Here is a 16,477-nt window from a genome sequence, read left to right as displayed (position 1 = left end):
TGGCGACCATGGCCTTGATCCGCTCGGCCTCGGTCGGCGCCCGGCCGGTGGTCGGGTCGACGGTCACGTCACCGACGCTGAAGATTCCGAACTGCATGGCCGACATGGCGACTCACCCTTCACAGGTTGTTGACGGTTCAACTATACCTGCGAAACAGGGGTGCGGGGTGAGCTATTCCCCGGGGGGCAGGGGGTGGGGGCAGTGTGGTTGGGGACGGGCGCGGGGCGTCCCGGAGACACCCGCCTCGCGGGCCGTCGGCCCGGGCTCCTCCACGGCACCGGCGAGCCGCCGCACGACCGCGCCCTCCCCGGAGCCGAGACGGGCCGGCCGACGGCTGCGGCCCTGGCCACGGCGGCGTGCGGTGCCGGAACCTCCTCGGCCCGGAGCGCGCGGGCCACGTGGTGCCGCCGGGACACCGAGGACCCCCGCCAGGTGAGGGCGACGGCGGTGCCGGGAAAGGCGGCTGCCTTCGGCCGGACGGGTGGCCGGGGGCGCGGGGGCGGGTCGGGTGGCGTGCCACCCTGGGGCCATGGTGATCGTCCGTTCCGCCGCCCTCTTCGTCCTGGCCGCCGCCTTCGAGATCGGCGGTGCCTGGCTCGTCTGGCAAGGCGTGCGCGAGCACAGGGGCTGGGCCTGGATCGGCGCCGGCGTCATCGCCCTCGGCGTCTACGGCTTCGTCGCCACCCTCCAGCCGGACGCGGAGTTCGGCCGCATCCTCGCCGCGTACGGCGGTGTCTTCGTGGCGGGCTCCCTCGCCTGGGGCATGGCCGCCGACGGCTACCGCCCCGACCGCTGGGACGTCACCGGCGCCCTGATCTGCCTCGTGGGCATGGCCGTGATCATGTACGCGCCGCGAGGCCGCTGAACCGCCCGCATATCCTGACTGCGGACCGGCGGCTTCGACACCGCCGGCCCGAGACGAACGCCCGCCGAGCCCGAGGAGCGCCCATGCCCGCCGCAGCCAACCGCATCGCGATCGTCACCGGCGCGAGCAGCGGCATCGGCGCCGCCACCGCGCGCGGCCTGGCCGCCGCCGGCTACCGCGTCGTCCTCACCGCCCGCCGCAAGGACCGCATCGAGGCCCTCGCCGCCGAGCTGACCGAGGCCGGGCACGAGGCCATGGCGTACGCGCTCGACGTCACGGACCGCGCGGCGGTGGACGCCTTCGCCACGGCGTTCAAGAAGATCGCGGTCCTGGTGAACAACGCGGGCGGCGCCCTCGGCGCGGACACCGTCGCCAAGGGCGACCCGGACGACTGGCGCCGGATGTACGAGACGAACGTCCTCGGCACGCTGAACGTCACCCAGGCCCTGCTCCCCGCGCTCACCGCGAGCGGCGACGGCACGGTCGTCGTGCTCTCGTCGACGGCGGGCCACGGCACGTACGAGGGAGGCGGTGGCTACGTCGCCGCCAAGCACGCCGAGCACGTCCTCGCCGAGACCCTGCGCCTGGAGATCGTCGGCACCCCGGTCCGCGTCATCGAGATCGCGCCCGGCATGGTGAAGACGGAGGAGTTCGCGCTGACCCGCTTCGGCGGGGACGCCGAGAAGGCCGCGAAGGTCTACGCCGGCGTGGCCGAGCCGCTCACCGCCGACGACGTGGCCGACACGATCACGTGGGCGGTCACGCGCCCGCCGCACGTCAACATCGACCTCCTGGTCGTGCGCCCGCGCGCCCAGGCGTCCAACACGAAGGTCCACCGGGAGTCGTGACGATGACGCTCCCCGGCGACGACCCGGGCAGGCCCGCCTTCTCCCCGCACTCCGCGGACCCGCTCGAACGCCTGACGCACGAGTACGAGAGCCGCCGCCTCGCCGAGGAGAAGAAGAACGAGCGCATGGTGTGGTGGTACCTCGCGTACTTCCTCTTCGGCATCCACATCGTCGCGTTCGTCATGATCTACGCCGTCTCGCACTCGAAGTAGCCCGCGCGGCGAGGGCGGCTCAGCCCTTCACACAGATGACCTGCTTCAGTTTCGCCACCACCTCGACGAGGTCGCGCTGCTGGTCGATGACCTGCTCGATCGGCTTGTAGGCGGCCGGGATCTCGTCCACGACACCCGAGTCCTTGCGGCACTCGACGCCCCGCGTCTGCTCCTCCAGGTCCCGCGTCGAGAAGCGGCGCTTCGCGGCGCCCCGGCTCATGCGCCGCCCCGCGCCGTGCGAGGCGGAGTTGAAGGACGCCTCGTTGCCGAGGCCCCTGACGATGTACGAGCCGGTGCCCATGGAGCCGGGGATGATCCCGAGGTCGCCGCCGCCCGCCCGGATGGCGCCCTTCCGCGTGACGAGCAGGTCCATGCCGTCGTACCGCTCCTCCGCCACGTAGTTGTGGTGGCAGGAGATCACCGGTTCGAAGGCCACCTTCGCCTTCTTGAACTCCTTGCGGACGACGTCCTTGAAGAGCCCCATCATCAGCGCGCGGTTGTACTGCGCGTACTCCTGCGCCCAGAACAGGTCGTTCCGGTACGCCGCCATCTGCGGGGTGTCCGAGACGAAGACCGCCAGGTCGCGGTCGACCAGGTTCTGGTTGTGCGGGAGCTTCTGGGCCACGCCGATGTGGTGGTCGGCCAGCTCCTTGCCCACGTTCCGCGAACCGGAGTGGAGCATCAGCCAGACCGCGCCCGACTCGTCGAGGCAGAACTCGATGAAGTGGTTTCCCCCGCCGAGCGTCCCCATCTGCTTCACGGCACGCTCCTGACGGAACCTGACCGCTTCCGCGACCCCGTCGAAGCGGCCCCAGAAGTCGTCCCAGCCGGACGTGGCCATGCCGTGTATCCGGCCGGGCGCCACCGGGTCGTCGTGCATCCCCCGGCCCACCGGGATCGCCTGCTCGATCTTGGACCGCAGGCGGGACAGGTCCCCCGGCAGGTCGTTCGCCGTCAGGGAGGTCTTCACCGCCGACATGCCGCAGCCGATGTCGACGCCGACCGCCGCCGGGCAGACCGCGCCGCGCATGGCGATCACCGAGCCGACCGTGGCGCCCTTGCCGAAGTGGACGTCCGGCATGACCGCGAGCCCCTTGATCCAGGGCAGCGTCGCGACGTTCTGGAGCTGCCGCATCGCCGATTCCTCGACCGACGCCGGGTCGGCCCACATCCGGATGGGCACCTTCGCACCGGCTACTTCCGCGTACGACATATCGTCCTCATTCCCCCGTAATCAACTACAAGCCTAGAAGCGCAAATACCGGAGCCAAAGTCGATGAAAGGGGTGACGGAACGGCATCCACGGCAGCGCGTGCGATAGACATTGTGTCCACCGGTCGCCCACGAGCGGCAACCGAATATCCAGCGACGAGAGGGGCCATCACGGTGCAGCGGAAGGTCTACGTACCCGGTGTCGCCGCGCTCCTCGCGGCCGTGCTCGCCGGCTGCACCGGTGGCTCCGGCCTCGACGACTCCGGCGACTCCAAGCCGGGCGACACCGGCAGTACGAACGCCCCGGCCGAGCCCGGCAAGTACCAGACGCTCCCCGAGCCCTGCGGCGAGGTCGAGCAGGGCACCCTCGACGCCATGCTGCCCGGCATCGAGGAGATGGAGGACGAGGAGCAGCGCGAGAAGGCGTACGAGGGGACGCCCACGGTCACGTACGACACCGACCGCCGCGTGGGCTGCCGCTGGAAGGTCGAGTCGTCCGGCGCCTCCCACCACCTCCTCGTCGACTTCGAGCGCGTCGTCTCCTACGACGGCGCCGTCAGCGACGACGACCGCGCCGCGGAGCTGTACGCGAAGAAGCTGGAGGCCGCCGACCTGCCCGAGGCCCCCGCCACGGACCCCGGGAGCAGCGCCACCGAGGAGTCCGGCACCCCCGCGACCCCCTCCGGCGACGGTGACGGCGACGGCGCCGAGGGTGAGGGCGAGGGCGAGGCCGACAAGGCCGCCGACGGGGACAAGAACAAGGGCACGGACAAGGACAGCGGCAAGGACGGCGGGAAGAACGGTGACAAGGACGGGGCCGATGGCGCCGGGAAGGACGAGGAGGACGACGGCTCCACCACCGGGCCCGCCACCCCGCCCGCCGGTCTCGAACCCCGCGTCCTCGACGACCTCGGCGACGAGGCGTTCCTCGACGACGCCCTCACCACCGCCGCCTCGGCCACCCGTCACCGCACCGTGACTGTGGTGTTCCGCACGTCGAACGTCATCGTGACCATCGAGTACGACGAGCAGCCCGGCCGGCGCACGGACGTCCCCGACAGCAAGGAAATGCAGGACAAGGCGGAAGAACTGGCCGACAGCCTGGTGTCGAAGTTCGACGAGTAGGCGACGGCCCGACCCGCGCCGAAGGGGCCACTGACCCCCCGGAGCAGAACCGACTCCCGTCCCATGCGCGTACCGTGGCCCCTCGGACCCCGACGACGTCACGAGACGAACCGGACGTCACGAGACGAACTGAGTGAAGGAACCATGCACCGACCTGCACAGCGAAAGCGACAGCTCCGCAGCCGCCTCCTCGTCTGCGCGGCCGCCGTACCGGTGATCCTCGTCGCCTCCGGCTGCTCGTCCGACTCGGGCTCCGGCTCCGACGAGGCCAAGAAGGACTCGGGCGCCAAGACCACCGCGCCGGCCAAGGGCGGGAAGAAGACGGCCGGCGTCGAGAAGGCCGCGTACGGCAAGCTCCCCGAGCCCTGCGAGGTCCTGTCCGAGAAGTCGCTCGCGGACCTGGTCCCGAAGGCGAAGGACAAGACCGGCAAGGCCGGTACGTCCAACGACACGGCCGTGCGCGGCAGCTGCTCCTGGGACAGCCTGGAGAACAAGGGCGTGGACGGTTCGCAGTTCCGCTGGCTGCGTGTCTCGCTGCTGCGCTTCGACTCGGACGCCTCGCTCGGCAGCGGCGCCAAGCGCGCGCAGGAGAACTTCGCCAAGCAGGTGGCGGACGCCCGGGCGACCAAGGACGCCAAGAGCGTCAAGGAGGAGCCGCTGCAGGGCGTCGGCGACCAGGCGACGCTCGTGCGCTACGACCTGAAGAAGGACAAGGACACCTTCAAGCAGCAGACGGTCGTGGCACGCGTCGAGAACGCGGTCGTCACGGTCGACTACAACGGCGCGGGCCTCGCCGGCGACACGACCCCGGACACCGGCGCCCTCTCCAAGGCCGCCGAGAAGGCCGCGAAGGAGGCGGCGGCCTCCGTCGTCTCCGCCAACGAGGGCGGCGGCAAGGCCACCGCCCCGAGCGGTGGCCCGAAGGCGGACGAGTCCAAGAAGGACGACGCCCCGAAGGGCGAGGACGCCGAGAAGGACGAGGCCGCGGCGGACGACGGCGGCAAGAAGTCCGGCGACTCCACGTCGGACGAGGCCAAGTCGGACCGCTCGAAGTCCGGCGCCACCAAGACCAAGTCCTGACGCCGGGGCCCAATTCACCGCATGAGCAAGCCGTTTGACGGAGCCCGGCCCCGAGGGGCCGGGCTCCGGGCGTACCGGCCCGTGGTCCACGCGCACACGTGTGCCAGGCTGTGGCTCGCAACAAGCCGACACAGGCTCGCAGTAAAGCCGGCGGAGGCCGAACAGGGAGGGGTTCGCGGGTGGCCGCGATGCAGCTGACACGCATGCACCGGATACTCATCGGAGTGGTCGTCGCCGGTGCGGTCGTCATCGCCGGGATCGGCTTCGCGGGGTCGTACGCGGCGGTGCGCGAACTCGCCGAGAAGAAGGGCTTCGGCAGCTTCTCGGTGGTCTTCCCCATCGGCATCGACGCGGGCATCTGCGTCCTGCTGGCCCTGGACCTCCTGCTGACCTGGATTCGCATCCCCTTCCCGCTGCTGCGCCAGACCGCCTGGCTGCTCACCGCGGCGACGATCGCCTTCAACGGCGCGGCGGCCTGGCCCGACCCGCTCGGCACCGGCATGCACGCGGTGATCCCCGTGCTGTTCGTCGTCGCGGTCGAGGCCGCGCGGCACGCCATCGGGCGGATCGCGGACATCACCGCCGACAAGCACATGGAGGGCGTGCGGCTCACCCGGTGGCTGCTGTCGCCGGGGCCGACGTTCCTGCTGTGGCGCCGCATGAAGCTGTGGGAGCTGCGCTCCTACGACCAGGTGATCAAGCTGGAGCAGGAGCGGCTCGTCTACCAGGCCCGGCTCCGCTCCCGCTTCGGCCGCGGCTGGCGCCGCAAGGCCCCGGTGGAGTCCCTGATGCCGCTGCGCCTGGCCCGCTACGGCGTCCCCCTGGCCGAGACCGCCCCCGCGGGCCTGGCCGCCGCCGGCATCGAACCGGCGCTGCTGCCCCCGGCCCCCGCGGCACCCCGCCCCCAGGAGGTCACCGCCCCGGCCGCCCAGACCCCCGCGGCGGAGCTGCCCCCGGCACCGGCACCGGCCCCCGGGCCCGATCCGGCGCCCGCCGCCGCCGAGCACGTCCCGGCACCCGAGCAGCAGGCCCCCGCCGAGGCGGAGAAGGCCGCGCCGAGCCCGTGGTTCGCGGGCAAGCCTCCCCAGGAGGTGCCGTACGAGGGCGGCTACGACCCCACGTACGACCCGGCGGCCGAGCACCCGCAGCCGCTGCCCGCGCCGATGCCGGAACCGCGGCCCGAGCCGATGCCGATGCCGGAACCGCAGCCGCAGTCGCAGCCGCAGCCGCAGGAGGCCGCCCCGCAGACCGTGCCCACCGTCGAGGACCTCTACCTGGTCTTCCGGCAGTCGATAGCGGGCGAGGGCATGCCGACGCCGGGGGCGTTCCACGCGAACGTCGAGGCCGCGTACGGTCTGCGGCTGCCGCCCCGGGAACTGAACGCCTACATGGACCAGTTCACGGCCCGCCTCAACGACGAGCTGATGGAAGACCACATCGCGTAGGACCGGGTCAGGCGCGGCGGCCTGGTCAGGCGCGCGCCCGCTTCTTGCCCGTCTCGCCGTAGACCGCGAGCGCGGCGCCGGCCACGAACAGGGCCACGTAGAGCGGTGTGGGAATGTCCCACCACTGGTGGAGCAGGCCCCACGGGCCGTCCCCGAAGAGGCGCCCCGCGGTGCCGAGCGCACCCTGGATGCCGACGACCCATCCGACGATGGCGATGATTTCTCTCATGCGTCGATGATCACGGACGGCCGGGGGCCGGGGCATCCTGCCCCGGACCGAGGTCCGGGGCAGGCCGTGTCATCCGAAAGGTGCAATCCCCGCCGCTAGGCGGAGAGCAGCTTCCTGACCCGCTCCGCGCCCACGGCGAGCAGCAGCGTGGGCAGGCGCGGGCCCGTCTCCCGGGTCACGAGGAGCCGGTAGAGCAACGCGAAGAACGTGCGCTGGGCGACCTTGATCTCCGGCGGCAGCTCCTTGGCCGTGGCGTCGGCGGAGAAGCCCGCGCGGACCTTCGGGACGCCGTACACCAGGTGCGTGAGCCCGTCGAGGGACCAGTGCTCGTCGAGGCCGTCGAGGAGCAGCCGCAGCGATTCGCGGGCCTCGTCGTCCAGGGAGGCGAGCAGCTCGGTGTCGGGCTCGGCGCGCACGATGGTGCGGGCCTCGGCCGGGACCTGGGTGGTGATCCAGTTCTCGGCGCGGTCCAGCCGCGGCCTGGCCTCGTCCAGGGACGTGATCGGGTCCGACGGGTCCAGGTCGCGCAGGATGCGCAGCGTCTGGTCCTCGGCGCCCGCGGTGATGTCGGCGACCGAGGCCAGCGTGCGGTACGGCAGCGGGCGCGGGGTGCGCGGCAGCTCGCCCGCGGCGGTGCGCACCGCCCTGGAGTGGGCGGAGGCGTCGGCGGGCAGCGCCGATCCCTCGGCGACCTTGGCCTCCAGCTTGTCCCACTCGTCGTAGAGCCGCTGGATCTCCTGGTCGAAGGCGATCTTGAAGGACTGGTTGGGCTTGCGGCGCGCGTACAGCCAGCGCAGGAGCGGCGCCTCCATGATCTTCAGGGCGTCGGCCGGGGTCGGCACGCCGCCCTTGGAGGAGGACATCTTCGCCATGCCGGAGATGCCGACGAAGGCGTACATGGGGCCGATGGGCTGTACGCCGTCGAAGATCTGCCGCACGATCTGGCCGCCGACGACGAACGACGAGCCGGGGGACGAGTGGTCCACGCCGCTCGGCTCGAAGACGACGCCCTCGTACGCCCAGCGCATGGGCCAGTCGACCTTCCAGACCAGCTTGCCGCGGTTGAACTCGCTGAGCCTGACGGTCTCGCCGAAGCCGCACGCCGTGCAGGTGTAGACCAGCTCGGTGGACTCGTCGTCGTACGAGACGACCGTGGTCAGGTCCTTCTCGCACCGGCCGCAGTACGGCTTGTACGGGTAGTACCCGCCCGAACCGCCGCTGCCGTCGTCCTCGCCGGCCGCGCCCGATCCCTCGGCGGCCTCCAGCTCGGCCTCGTCGACGGGCTTCTGCTGCTGCTTGCCCTTGCCTGCCTTGGCGGGGTCCTTCTTGGTGCGGTACTGGTCGAGGATCGCGTCGATGTCGGCGCGGTGCTTCATCGCGTGCAGGATCTGCTCGCGGTAGGCGCCCGAGGTGTACTGCTCGGTCTGGCTGATCGGGTCGTACTCGACGCCGAGTTCGGTGAGCGCGTCGGCCATCGCGGCCTTGAAGTGCTCGGCCCAGTTCGGGTACGCCGAGCCCGCCGGGGCGGGCACGGACGTCAGCGGCTTGCCGATGTGCTCGGCCCACGACTCGTCGATGCCGGGGACACCGGCCGGGACCTTGCGGTACCGGTCGTAGTCGTCCCAGGAGATCAGGTGGCGGACCTGGTACCCGCGGCGGCGGATCTCGTCGGCGACCAGGTGCGGGGTCATGACCTCGCGGAGGTTGCCGAGGTGGATCGGGCCGGAGGGGGAGAGCCCGGAGGCGACGACGACCACCGGCGCGGCAGCGCCATCGTGTTTCCCGCCCGGGACACGACGCTCCGACTCGGCGATGACCTCGTCCGCGTAGCGGGAGACCCAGTCGGTGGTATCGGTGCTCTGAGCTGCCACGATCGGCACGTCCTCTTGTTTCCTCGGGGTTCTTGGAAGCTGGCGTAGGCCATTGTCCCAGACGGAGCGACCCGGTCCGGGGCCCGTGTTTAACGAGGGGAACCGGTGTCCGTCCTCATGGGACACTTGACACGCGCTCCGACGCACCTCAATTTGCAGAGCCCAGCCGGACCTCATTCGGCGGAACCTAGCGAGAACGGAAGCTCATGGCCCCGGTCACGTCCCTCACCGCATCCGTCCACCAGCGCCTCGCGGACGCCCTTACGGCTGCACTGCCGGAAGCCGGCGTCGCGGACCCGCTGCTGCGACGCAGCGACCGGGCGGACTTCCAGGCCAACGGCATCCTGGCGCTCGCCAAGAAGCTCAAGGGCAACCCGCGGGAGCTGGCCGCGCAGGTCGTCTCCGGCATCACCGCCCCCGAGCTGATCAAGGACATCGAGGTCTCCGGGCCCGGCTTCCTGAACATCACGGTCACCGACGAGGCGATCACCAGGAACCTCGCGGCGCGGGCGGCCGACGGCGACCGGCTCGGCGTGCCGCTGAACCCCGACGCGGGCACGACGGTCATCGACTACGCCCAGCCGAACGTGGCGAAGGAGATGCACGTCGGCCACCTGCGCTCCGCCGTCATCGGTGACGCGCTGCGGCACATGCTGGACTTCACCGGCGAGAAGACGATCGGCCGCCACCACATCGGCGACTGGGGCACCCAGTTCGGCATGCTCATCCAGTACCTGATCGAGAACCCGGGCGAGCTGGCCCCGGCCGACGAGGTCGACGGCGAGCAGGCCATGTCGAACCTGAACCGGATCTACAAGGCCTCGCGCGCCGTCTTCGACGCGGACGAGGAGTTCAAGGAGCGGGCCCGCAAGCGGGTCGTCGCCCTCCAGTCCGGCGACAAGGAGACGCTCGACCTGTGGCAGCGCTTCGTCGACGAGTCGAAGGTCTACTTCTACTCGGTCTTCGAGAAGCTGGACATGGAGGTCCGCGACGAGGAGATCGTCGGCGAGTCGGCGTACAACGACATGATGGCGGAGACGGCGCGGCTCCTTGAGGAGTCGGGCGTCGCGGTCCGCTCCGAGGGCGCGCTCGTCGTGTTCTTCGACGACATCAAGGGCAAGGACGACCAGCCGGTCCCGCTGATCGTCCAGAAGGCGGACGGCGGCTTCGGGTACGCGGCCTCCGACCTCTCGGCGATCCGCGACAGGGTCGTCGACCTGCACGCCACCACCCTGCTGTACGTGGTGGACGTGCGGCAGTCGCTGCACTTCAAGATGGTCTTCGAGGCGGCCCGCCGGATGGGCTGGCTGAACGACGGCGTCACGGCCCACAACATGGGCTACGGCACGGTGCTCGGCGCGGACGGCAAGCCGTTCAAGACGCGTGAGGGCGAGACGGTGCGCCTGGAGGACCTCCTCGACGAGGCGGTGCAGCGTGCCGCCGAGGTCGTGCGGGAGAAGGCGCGGGACCTCACCGACGAGGAGATCCAGGAGCGGGCCTTCCAGGTCGGCATCGGCGCCGTGAAGTACGCGGACCTGTCGACGTCGGCGAACCGCGACTACAAGTTCGACCTCGACCAGATGGTGTCGCTGAACGGCGACACGTCGGTCTACCTCCAGTACGCGTACGCCCGTATCCAGTCGATCCTGCGCAAGGCCGGCGACACCGCCCGCCCCGTCGCGCACCCGGAGCTGGAACTCGCCCCGGCGGAGCGGACGCTCGGCCTGCACCTGGACGGCTTCGGCGCCCTGGTCGCGGACGCGACGGCGGAGTACGCCCCGCACAAGCTGGCCGCGTACCTCTACCAGCTCGCCTCGCTGTACACGACGTTCTACGACAAGTGCCCGGTCCTGAAGGCGGACACCCCGGCCCGGATGGAGAACCGCCTGTTCCTCTGCGCCATCACGGCGAGCACCCTGCACAAGGGCATGGCCCTCCTGGGCATCAGGACGCCCGAGCGCCTCTGACCTCGCGCACCAGCGCGTCCCCGAGGCGGCGCAGGCCCTCCGTGATCTCCTGTGGGGTCTGGGTGACGAAGCACAGGCGGAGGGTCGTCCGGTCCGGGGTGTCCGCGTAGAAGGGGGCGCCGGGGACGTACGCCACGTCGTACGTGATGACCTTCCGCAGCAGCTCCGTGGTGTCCACGGCGCCCGGCAGGCGGGCCCAGAGGAACATGCCGCCCTCGGGACGGCTCCACACCGACCCCTCGGGCAGGGCGGACGGCAGGCCCGCGAGCATGGCGTCCCTGCGTTCGCCGTACACCGCGGCGACGCGGGCGACGTGGGCGTCGAGGTCGTTGTCGGCCAGGTACCGCGCCACGGCGAGCTGGTTGACGGTGGGTGTGTGCAGGTCGGCGGCCTGCTTGGCGACGACGCAGGCCCGCAGGAGCGCCGCGGGCCCCCGCAGCCAGCCGAGCCGCAGGCCGGGCGCCATGACCTTGGAGAAGCTGCCGAGCAGCACCGTGCGGTCCTCGGCCCCGGGGTACGTGGCGGTCCACGGCACCCGCTCGCCCTCGAACCGCAGCTCCCCGTACGGGTCGTCCTCGACGATCCACAGGCCGCGCCGCGCGGCCACGGCAGCGACCTCCGCGCGCCGCCCCGCGGGCAGCGTGCGGCCCGTCGGGTTCTGGAAGGTGGGGACGGTGTAGAGCAGCTTCGGCCGGTGCGCGGCGACGAGTTCGTCGAGCGCGGCCGGGTCGAGCCCCTCGTCGTCACCGGGCACCGCGACGACGCGCGCCCCCGCGAAGGAGAACGCCTGGAGCGCCGCCAGGTAGCAGGGGTTCTCGACGAGGACGGTGTCCCCGGGCTCGACGAGCACCGTCGCGAGCAGCGAGAGCGCCTGCTGCGAACCGGTGGTGACGAGGATGTCGTCCGCCCCGGTGGGCAGCCCGCGCGCCGCCGTCCGCTCGGCTATCGCGGTACGGAGAGCGGGCTCGCCCTCCGTGGTGGAGTACTGCAGGGCCGTCCCCGGCGTCCCCGTCAGGACCGCCTGGAACGCGTCGGCCACCGCCGCCGAGTCGAACAGCTCGGGCGCGGGCAGCCCGCCCGCGAAGTTGATGACCTCGGGCCGCGCGGTGACCGCGAGGATGTCCCGTACGGGAGAACCGCCGACGGCGGTGGCGCGGCCCGCCAGCGCGGGGACGGGTGCGGCGGTGAGGGTCATCAGCGGCTCCTTCGTTTCGCGGCAGCGTAATCATCCGGGTGCCGCGTACCGGGAGCGTTCCGGGATGCGGACGTACGCGGCACGCCCCGCCCCGGCCGACGGCCTGGGCCACCGGCTCCTAGGCCGCCGGCTCCTGCACCTGGCTGTCGTCCCGGTTCGTCTTCGTCCACTTCTTGGTGTCGAGCGAATACCCGTACACCGGGCGGCCCTTGTCACCGCTCGTGGCGAACGGCTTGCCCGTGTCGTCGATGCGCACCGTGCCGCGCCGGGTGCCGCTGGACCACTCCAGTTCCAGGTACCAGCGCACGTAGCGCGAGTGGGCGGTCGCGTTGATGTAGAACGCCTCCGGGTCGCTCGCGCTCACCTTGTACGGGAAACCGCTGTCCCCCTGCTGCGGCGTCGGCCGGGGCACCGCCGCGTCCAGGTTGACGGCGAAGGAGTGCTTGGGCACGTTGCCCCCGCAGCCGACGCCGAGATACCCCATCTTGTAGTTGTTCCACGCGAGCGGCGCGCTGGTGCCGGCGACGCGGACGTTCAGGGACTCCAGGACCACGGTCTCCTCGCCCGTGCCCTGCACGGTCAGCTTCACCGTCTGGTCCCTGGCGGAGACCCCGCCGTTCGCGGTCACCCAGCCGGCGGCGTCCTGCTCGTTGGGCGGCGGCGAGAGAGTGCCGGGCTCCTTGTTCACCAGATAGGGGTGTCCGCAGGGGTCCTGCCAGTACTGGGCCTGGGTGGAGACGGTCACCGGGACCCCGCCCCGGGCCGCGCTGCCGCCGCCCTTGCCGCCGCCCTTGCCGCCGTCACCGCCGCCGGACGCGCGGGACCCGCCCGGGCTCTTCTCCCCCTTGCCGTCCGGCTCCGCGGAGCCCGTGGCGTCCTTGCCCGGCTTCTCCTTGCCGGACGCCTTGCGGGACTCCTTCGCCGAGGGCGAGGCGGAACCGGTGGCTCCCTGCCCCCACTCGCCCTCGCCGCCGCGCGCGCTCGGCGAACCGGCCGACGCCCGCTCACGCGGACCGCCGCCACCGCCCGAAGCGGCCTGCACGGCCACGGCGGTGGCACCGAGCGCGACGACGACCCCGGCGGCCACGAGCACACGCGCCCGGGGCAGCCGCCGCCCCGGACGCCGCTCCACCACCGTCGTGGCCGGACCGATGACGACGCCGGGGCCGCCGTCGTCGGAGCCGTCGCCGTCGGGGCCGCCGTCACCGCCGGGGGCCGGGGCCCGATCGCCGTCGGCCGGCACCGCACCACCGGCGGTCACGCCGGCATCGGGCTCCGCGGCGGCGGGAGCGGACGGCCGGTCCTCCTCCTTCCGGTCACCGCGCGACGCGTCGGCCAGAATCCACCTCCGGTGGACCTCGACCATTTCCTCCCGCGAGGCCCCGCACACCCGGGCGAGCCGCTCCAGCGGAGCGAACTCCGTCGGTACGGCCGCGCCCTGCACATACCGGTGCAGCGTCGACGTCGACATGTGCAACCGCTTGGCCAGCACCCCGTAACTGAGCCCCGACCTCTCCTTCAGCTCCCGGAGCAACTCCGCGAGATCGCCCGCCCCCACGCTCTCCCCATCCCATCCACCCGTTCCAAGGAACGGCGTTTCCGCAGTTCACAGCCGTACGAACGTCCCAGCGTCCCAGAACGCCGTCTCACCATGGCCCCTGGGACGGAACGCGGCACAAGCTGTGGGCCATACAAGCACGCCGTGACCGAGCACCTCTCGGCGCGGCACACGTAGCTCCCATCACATCGAAAGAGACCAGCCATGCGCATCAGCACCAAGGCCGCCGCCACCCTCACCGCCGTCACCGCCGCCCTCTCGCTCACCGCGCTCGGAGGCACCGCATCGGCCGCGACGCCGGCCGCCAAGTCGACCTCCGTCACCTGCACCGCCGCCAACACGAAGGTCACCGTGCAGCAGGTCGACCGCCCGATCAACCACCTGCTCGTGGCGGCCAAGAACACGGGTACGAAGACCTGCAACGCGTACGGCGCCCCGTACCTGCGCTTCGACCAGGGCCAGTCCGCCACGCCGTGGCTGGAGGCGAGCAAGCCCCAGTCCGTCGTCTCCCTCAAGCCGGGCCAGACCGCCTACGCGGCCATCGGCAACTCCTCCCCCGAGGGCTCCGAGGGACACCAGGCCGAGGAGCTTGAGGTCCACTTCTCCAACAGCGCGACGAACGGCAGCGTGGGCGCCCCGGCCTCGCCGAAGCTCCCCGAGGGTGGCGTGTACGTGGACAGCTCCGCGTACGTCACCTACTGGCAGACGTCGGCCGCCGACGCCCTGGTGTGGTGACGGCGCCTTCCACCGTCCACTGACACCACACCGCCTTGCCGGAGCCGCGCTCTGTGACGCTCCACCCGTCGCGGGGCGCGGCCACGAGCAGGAGCCCCCGCCCGGGCTCCGCCATCACCGACCTCACTGACCCGCAGGTAAGTACGCACAAATTAGTCAGTACTTGTCCCGTCCGCAGGGCCCCACAAGGATCAGAGGCGTACCCAGAAGCCCGGGAACGCCCCCCAAGGAGCCCCCATGCCCACTACCAGTGCCACCGCCCCCGTATCCGTCCTCGGCCTCGGCCTCATGGGCAGTGCCCTCGCTGCCGCGCTCCTGAAGGCCGGGCATCCCACCACCGTGTGGAACCGCACCGCGTCCAAGACCGGCCCCCTCGCGGCGCAGGGCGCGACCCCCGCCGACACCGTGGGGGACGCCATCGGGGCCGCGCCGCTCGTGATCGTCTGCCTGACGACCAACGACGACGTACGCGCGCTGCTCGCGCCGGAGGCCGGGGCCCTCGCGGGCCGGACGGTCGTGAACCTCACCAACGGCACCCCCGAGCAGGCGCGGGAGCTGGCGCGCTGGGCCGCCGAGCAGGGGGTCTCGTACATCGACGGCGGCATCATGGCCGTGCCGCAGATGATCGCCACGCCCGCCGCGTACATCCTCTGCAGCGGCACCGACGAGAAGGCGTACGAGACACACCGCCCCACGCTCGCCGCGCTCGCGGGCACCAAGTGGGTCGGTGACGACCCGGGCGCCGCCGCGCTGTACGACCTGTCCCTGCTCACGGGGATGTACGGCATGGTGATGGGCGTCGTCCAGGCCTACGCCCTGGTCGGCAGCGCGGGCGTCCCCGCCCGGGAGTTCGCGCCGCTGCTCAAGGGCTGGGTCGGCGCGATGACCGAGGGTCTGGTGCCCGGCATGGCCGAGGCGCTCGACTCCGGGCAGCACCTGACGGACGTGTCCTCCCTGGCCGTCAACCAGGCGGCGCTGCCCAACTTCCTTGCCGCGTACGAGGAGGCCGGCGTCAGCGGTGAACTCCTCCGGCCTCTCCAGGGGCTCCTGGACCGGGCGGTCGAGGCGGGGCACGGCGCCGACGGTCTCTCCCGCCTGGTCACGTTCCTGGAGAAGGGCTGAGCTTCGGGCGGCACGCTCAGGGGATCAGGACCACCTTGCCCGTCGTCCTCCTGCGTTCCATCTCCGTGTGCGCCCGCGCCGCCTCCGCCAGCGGGAACGCCTGCCAGAAGGGCACCAGTTCCCGCTTGGCCGCGGCCTCCAGGGCCGCCGCCTCCCGTGCGGGACCGTCCTCGGGGCGGGCGAGGAGTTCGAGCAGTGCGTTGACGTGGGCGACGCCGCGCTCGGCGAGGACTCCGGGGGCCGGCTCGAAGGCCTCCTGCGAGGACCAGCCGATGACGACGTACCGGCCGCCGGCGGCGAGCAGGTCGAAGGCCGCCGCGGCCTTGTCGCCGCCGACGCCGTCCAGGACGGCCGTGACGGGACGGCCGCCGCCGAGGCGTTCGCGCACCGTCTCCTGCCAGCCGGGGCGGTCGTAGTCCACGGCGACATCGGCCCCGAGGTCCCGTACCGCCGCCACCTTGGCGGGGCCGCCCGCCGCCCCGACGACCGTCGCGCCGAGGGCGTGCGCGTACTGGACGACGAGCCGGCCGATGCCACCGGCGGCGGAGGTCACGAGGACCACGTCCTCGGGGCCCAGCCGGGCCACACCGAGCAGGCCCATGGTGGTGGCGCCGGTCATCACCATCGTCACGGCGTCCTCGAAGCCGAGGCCGGCCGGCACGGGGTGGAGGCCGTCCACGCCGGCGACCGCCAGCTCGGCGTAGCCGCCGGGCGCACCGTGCGCGGTGACCACGGAGCGGCCGAGCCAGGAGGGGTCGACGCCGGGGCCGACCGCGTCGACGACACCGGCGACCTCGCCGCCGAACACGGCGGGCAGCTCCGGCGGAGGCGGCGCCTTGTCGGACGTGTCACCGGTCCGCATCACGGTCTCGACGAGGTGCGCCCCGGCGGCCCGTACGGCGATACGGACCTGGCCGGGCCCCGCGACGGGGTCCGGCCAGGTCTCGTACGTCAGGTTCTCGGCGGGCCCGAACTCATGCAGAACGACGGCGTGCACGGCATCCTCCTCGGA

Annotated in this window: 15 protein-coding genes; 9 read left to right on the top strand and 6 right to left on the bottom strand. The window is 72.1% G+C overall.

Annotated features, from left to right (window positions below; all coding sequences use genetic code 11):
- Nucleotides 1-530: 530 nt before the first annotated feature.
- The 3 genes from AB0I16_RS33165 (at nucleotide 531) to AB0I16_RS33155 (ending at nucleotide 1,926) form a co-directional block, all read left to right on the top strand.
- Entirely contained in the window at nucleotides 531-866 is a 336-nt protein-coding gene (locus AB0I16_RS33165) for a YnfA family protein (RefSeq protein WP_363253382.1), read from the top strand.
- Nucleotides 867-949: 83 nt separating this feature from the next.
- Entirely contained in the window at nucleotides 950-1,714 is a 765-nt protein-coding gene (locus AB0I16_RS33160) for an SDR family NAD(P)-dependent oxidoreductase (protein WP_363253381.1), read from the top strand.
- A 2-nt stretch (nucleotides 1,715-1,716) separates the two neighbouring features.
- Entirely contained in the window at nucleotides 1,717-1,926 is a 210-nt protein-coding gene (locus AB0I16_RS33155) for a hypothetical protein (RefSeq protein ID WP_363253384.1), read from the top strand.
- 19 nt (nucleotides 1,927-1,945) lie between these two features.
- On the opposite strand, the gene AB0I16_RS33150 is transcribed toward AB0I16_RS33155, so the two are convergent.
- Nucleotides 1,946-3,139 carry an RtcB family protein gene (locus tag AB0I16_RS33150; protein ID WP_363253380.1) on the bottom strand — a complete coding sequence of 398 codons (1,194 nt, stop codon included), beginning with the start codon at nucleotides 3,137-3,139 and terminating at the stop codon, nucleotides 1,946-1,948.
- Between the two features lie 173 nt (nucleotides 3,140-3,312).
- Between AB0I16_RS33150 and AB0I16_RS33145 the strand changes: the two genes are divergently transcribed.
- The 3 genes from AB0I16_RS33145 (at nucleotide 3,313) to AB0I16_RS33135 (ending at nucleotide 6,788) form a co-directional block, all read left to right on the top strand.
- Nucleotides 3,313-4,263 (top strand): DUF3558 domain-containing protein, encoded by a 951-nt coding sequence (locus AB0I16_RS33145; RefSeq protein ID WP_363253379.1) that lies wholly within the window; start codon nucleotides 3,313-3,315, stop codon nucleotides 4,261-4,263.
- Between the two features lie 144 nt (nucleotides 4,264-4,407).
- The gene (locus tag AB0I16_RS33140) at nucleotides 4,408-5,343 is read left to right on the top strand and encodes a DUF3558 domain-containing protein (protein WP_363253378.1); all 936 of its coding nucleotides are present in this window, start codon (nucleotides 4,408-4,410) and stop codon (nucleotides 5,341-5,343) included.
- A gap of 188 nt (nucleotides 5,344-5,531) precedes the next feature.
- On the top strand, nucleotides 5,532-6,788 hold the full coding sequence (locus AB0I16_RS33135) for a DUF2637 domain-containing protein (RefSeq protein ID WP_363253377.1): 1,257 nt from the start codon (nucleotides 5,532-5,534) through the stop codon (nucleotides 6,786-6,788).
- Between the two features lie 25 nt (nucleotides 6,789-6,813).
- On the opposite strand, the gene AB0I16_RS33130 is transcribed toward AB0I16_RS33135, so the two are convergent.
- Both AB0I16_RS33130 and lysS read right to left on the bottom strand, forming a co-directional pair.
- A complete protein-coding gene (locus AB0I16_RS33130; protein WP_363253376.1) occupies nucleotides 6,814-7,017 on the bottom strand; it encodes a hypothetical protein in 204 nt (67 codons plus the stop codon).
- 95 nt (nucleotides 7,018-7,112) lie between these two features.
- Nucleotides 7,113-8,897 (bottom strand): lysine--tRNA ligase, encoded by a 1,785-nt coding sequence (gene lysS, locus AB0I16_RS33125; protein WP_363253375.1) that lies wholly within the window; start codon nucleotides 8,895-8,897, stop codon nucleotides 7,113-7,115.
- A gap of 197 nt (nucleotides 8,898-9,094) precedes the next feature.
- On the opposite strand from lysS, the gene argS reads away from it, so the two are divergent.
- A complete protein-coding gene (argS, locus tag AB0I16_RS33120; protein ID WP_363253374.1) occupies nucleotides 9,095-10,855 on the top strand; it encodes an arginine--tRNA ligase in 1,761 nt (586 codons plus the stop codon).
- Here argS and AB0I16_RS33115 read toward each other — a convergent pair.
- Together AB0I16_RS33115 and AB0I16_RS33110 are read right to left on the bottom strand one after the other, a co-directional pair.
- Nucleotides 10,833-12,050, bottom strand: coding sequence for a PLP-dependent aminotransferase family protein (locus tag AB0I16_RS33115; RefSeq protein ID WP_363253373.1), 1,218 nt, complete (start codon nucleotides 12,048-12,050; stop codon nucleotides 10,833-10,835). The two genes, argS and AB0I16_RS33115, sit on opposite strands and share 23 nt — an antisense overlap.
- Before the next feature lie 118 nt (nucleotides 12,051-12,168).
- Nucleotides 12,169-13,608, bottom strand: coding sequence for a helix-turn-helix transcriptional regulator (locus AB0I16_RS33110; protein ID WP_363253372.1), 1,440 nt, complete (start codon nucleotides 13,606-13,608; stop codon nucleotides 12,169-12,171).
- Nucleotides 13,609-13,812: 204 nt separating this feature from the next.
- Here AB0I16_RS33110 and AB0I16_RS33105 point away from each other — a divergent pair, with 204 nt between their 5' ends.
- Together AB0I16_RS33105 and AB0I16_RS33100 are read left to right on the top strand one after the other, a co-directional pair.
- Nucleotides 13,813-14,343: a DUF4232 domain-containing protein gene (locus AB0I16_RS33105; protein ID WP_363253371.1), complete on the top strand. Its 531-nt coding sequence runs from the start codon at nucleotides 13,813-13,815 to the stop codon at nucleotides 14,341-14,343.
- Nucleotides 14,344-14,580: 237 nt separating this feature from the next.
- Nucleotides 14,581-15,465 (top strand): NAD(P)-binding domain-containing protein, encoded by an 885-nt coding sequence (locus AB0I16_RS33100; RefSeq protein WP_363253370.1) that lies wholly within the window; start codon nucleotides 14,581-14,583, stop codon nucleotides 15,463-15,465.
- Nucleotides 15,466-15,481: 16 nt separating this feature from the next.
- Here AB0I16_RS33100 and AB0I16_RS33095 read toward each other — a convergent pair whose 3' ends face one another.
- The gene (locus AB0I16_RS33095) at nucleotides 15,482-16,462 is read right to left on the bottom strand and encodes a zinc-binding dehydrogenase (RefSeq protein WP_363253369.1); all 981 of its coding nucleotides are present in this window, start codon (nucleotides 16,460-16,462) and stop codon (nucleotides 15,482-15,484) included.
- Nucleotides 16,463-16,477: the final 15 nt, after the last annotated feature.

This window comes from Streptomyces sp. NPDC050703, assembly GCF_040654435.1.
In the GTDB taxonomy this organism is placed as follows: domain Bacteria; phylum Actinomycetota; class Actinomycetes; order Streptomycetales; family Streptomycetaceae; genus Streptomyces.
Note: the sequence above shows the minus strand (reverse complement) of the source record. Positions and strands in the feature narration are given on the sequence as shown.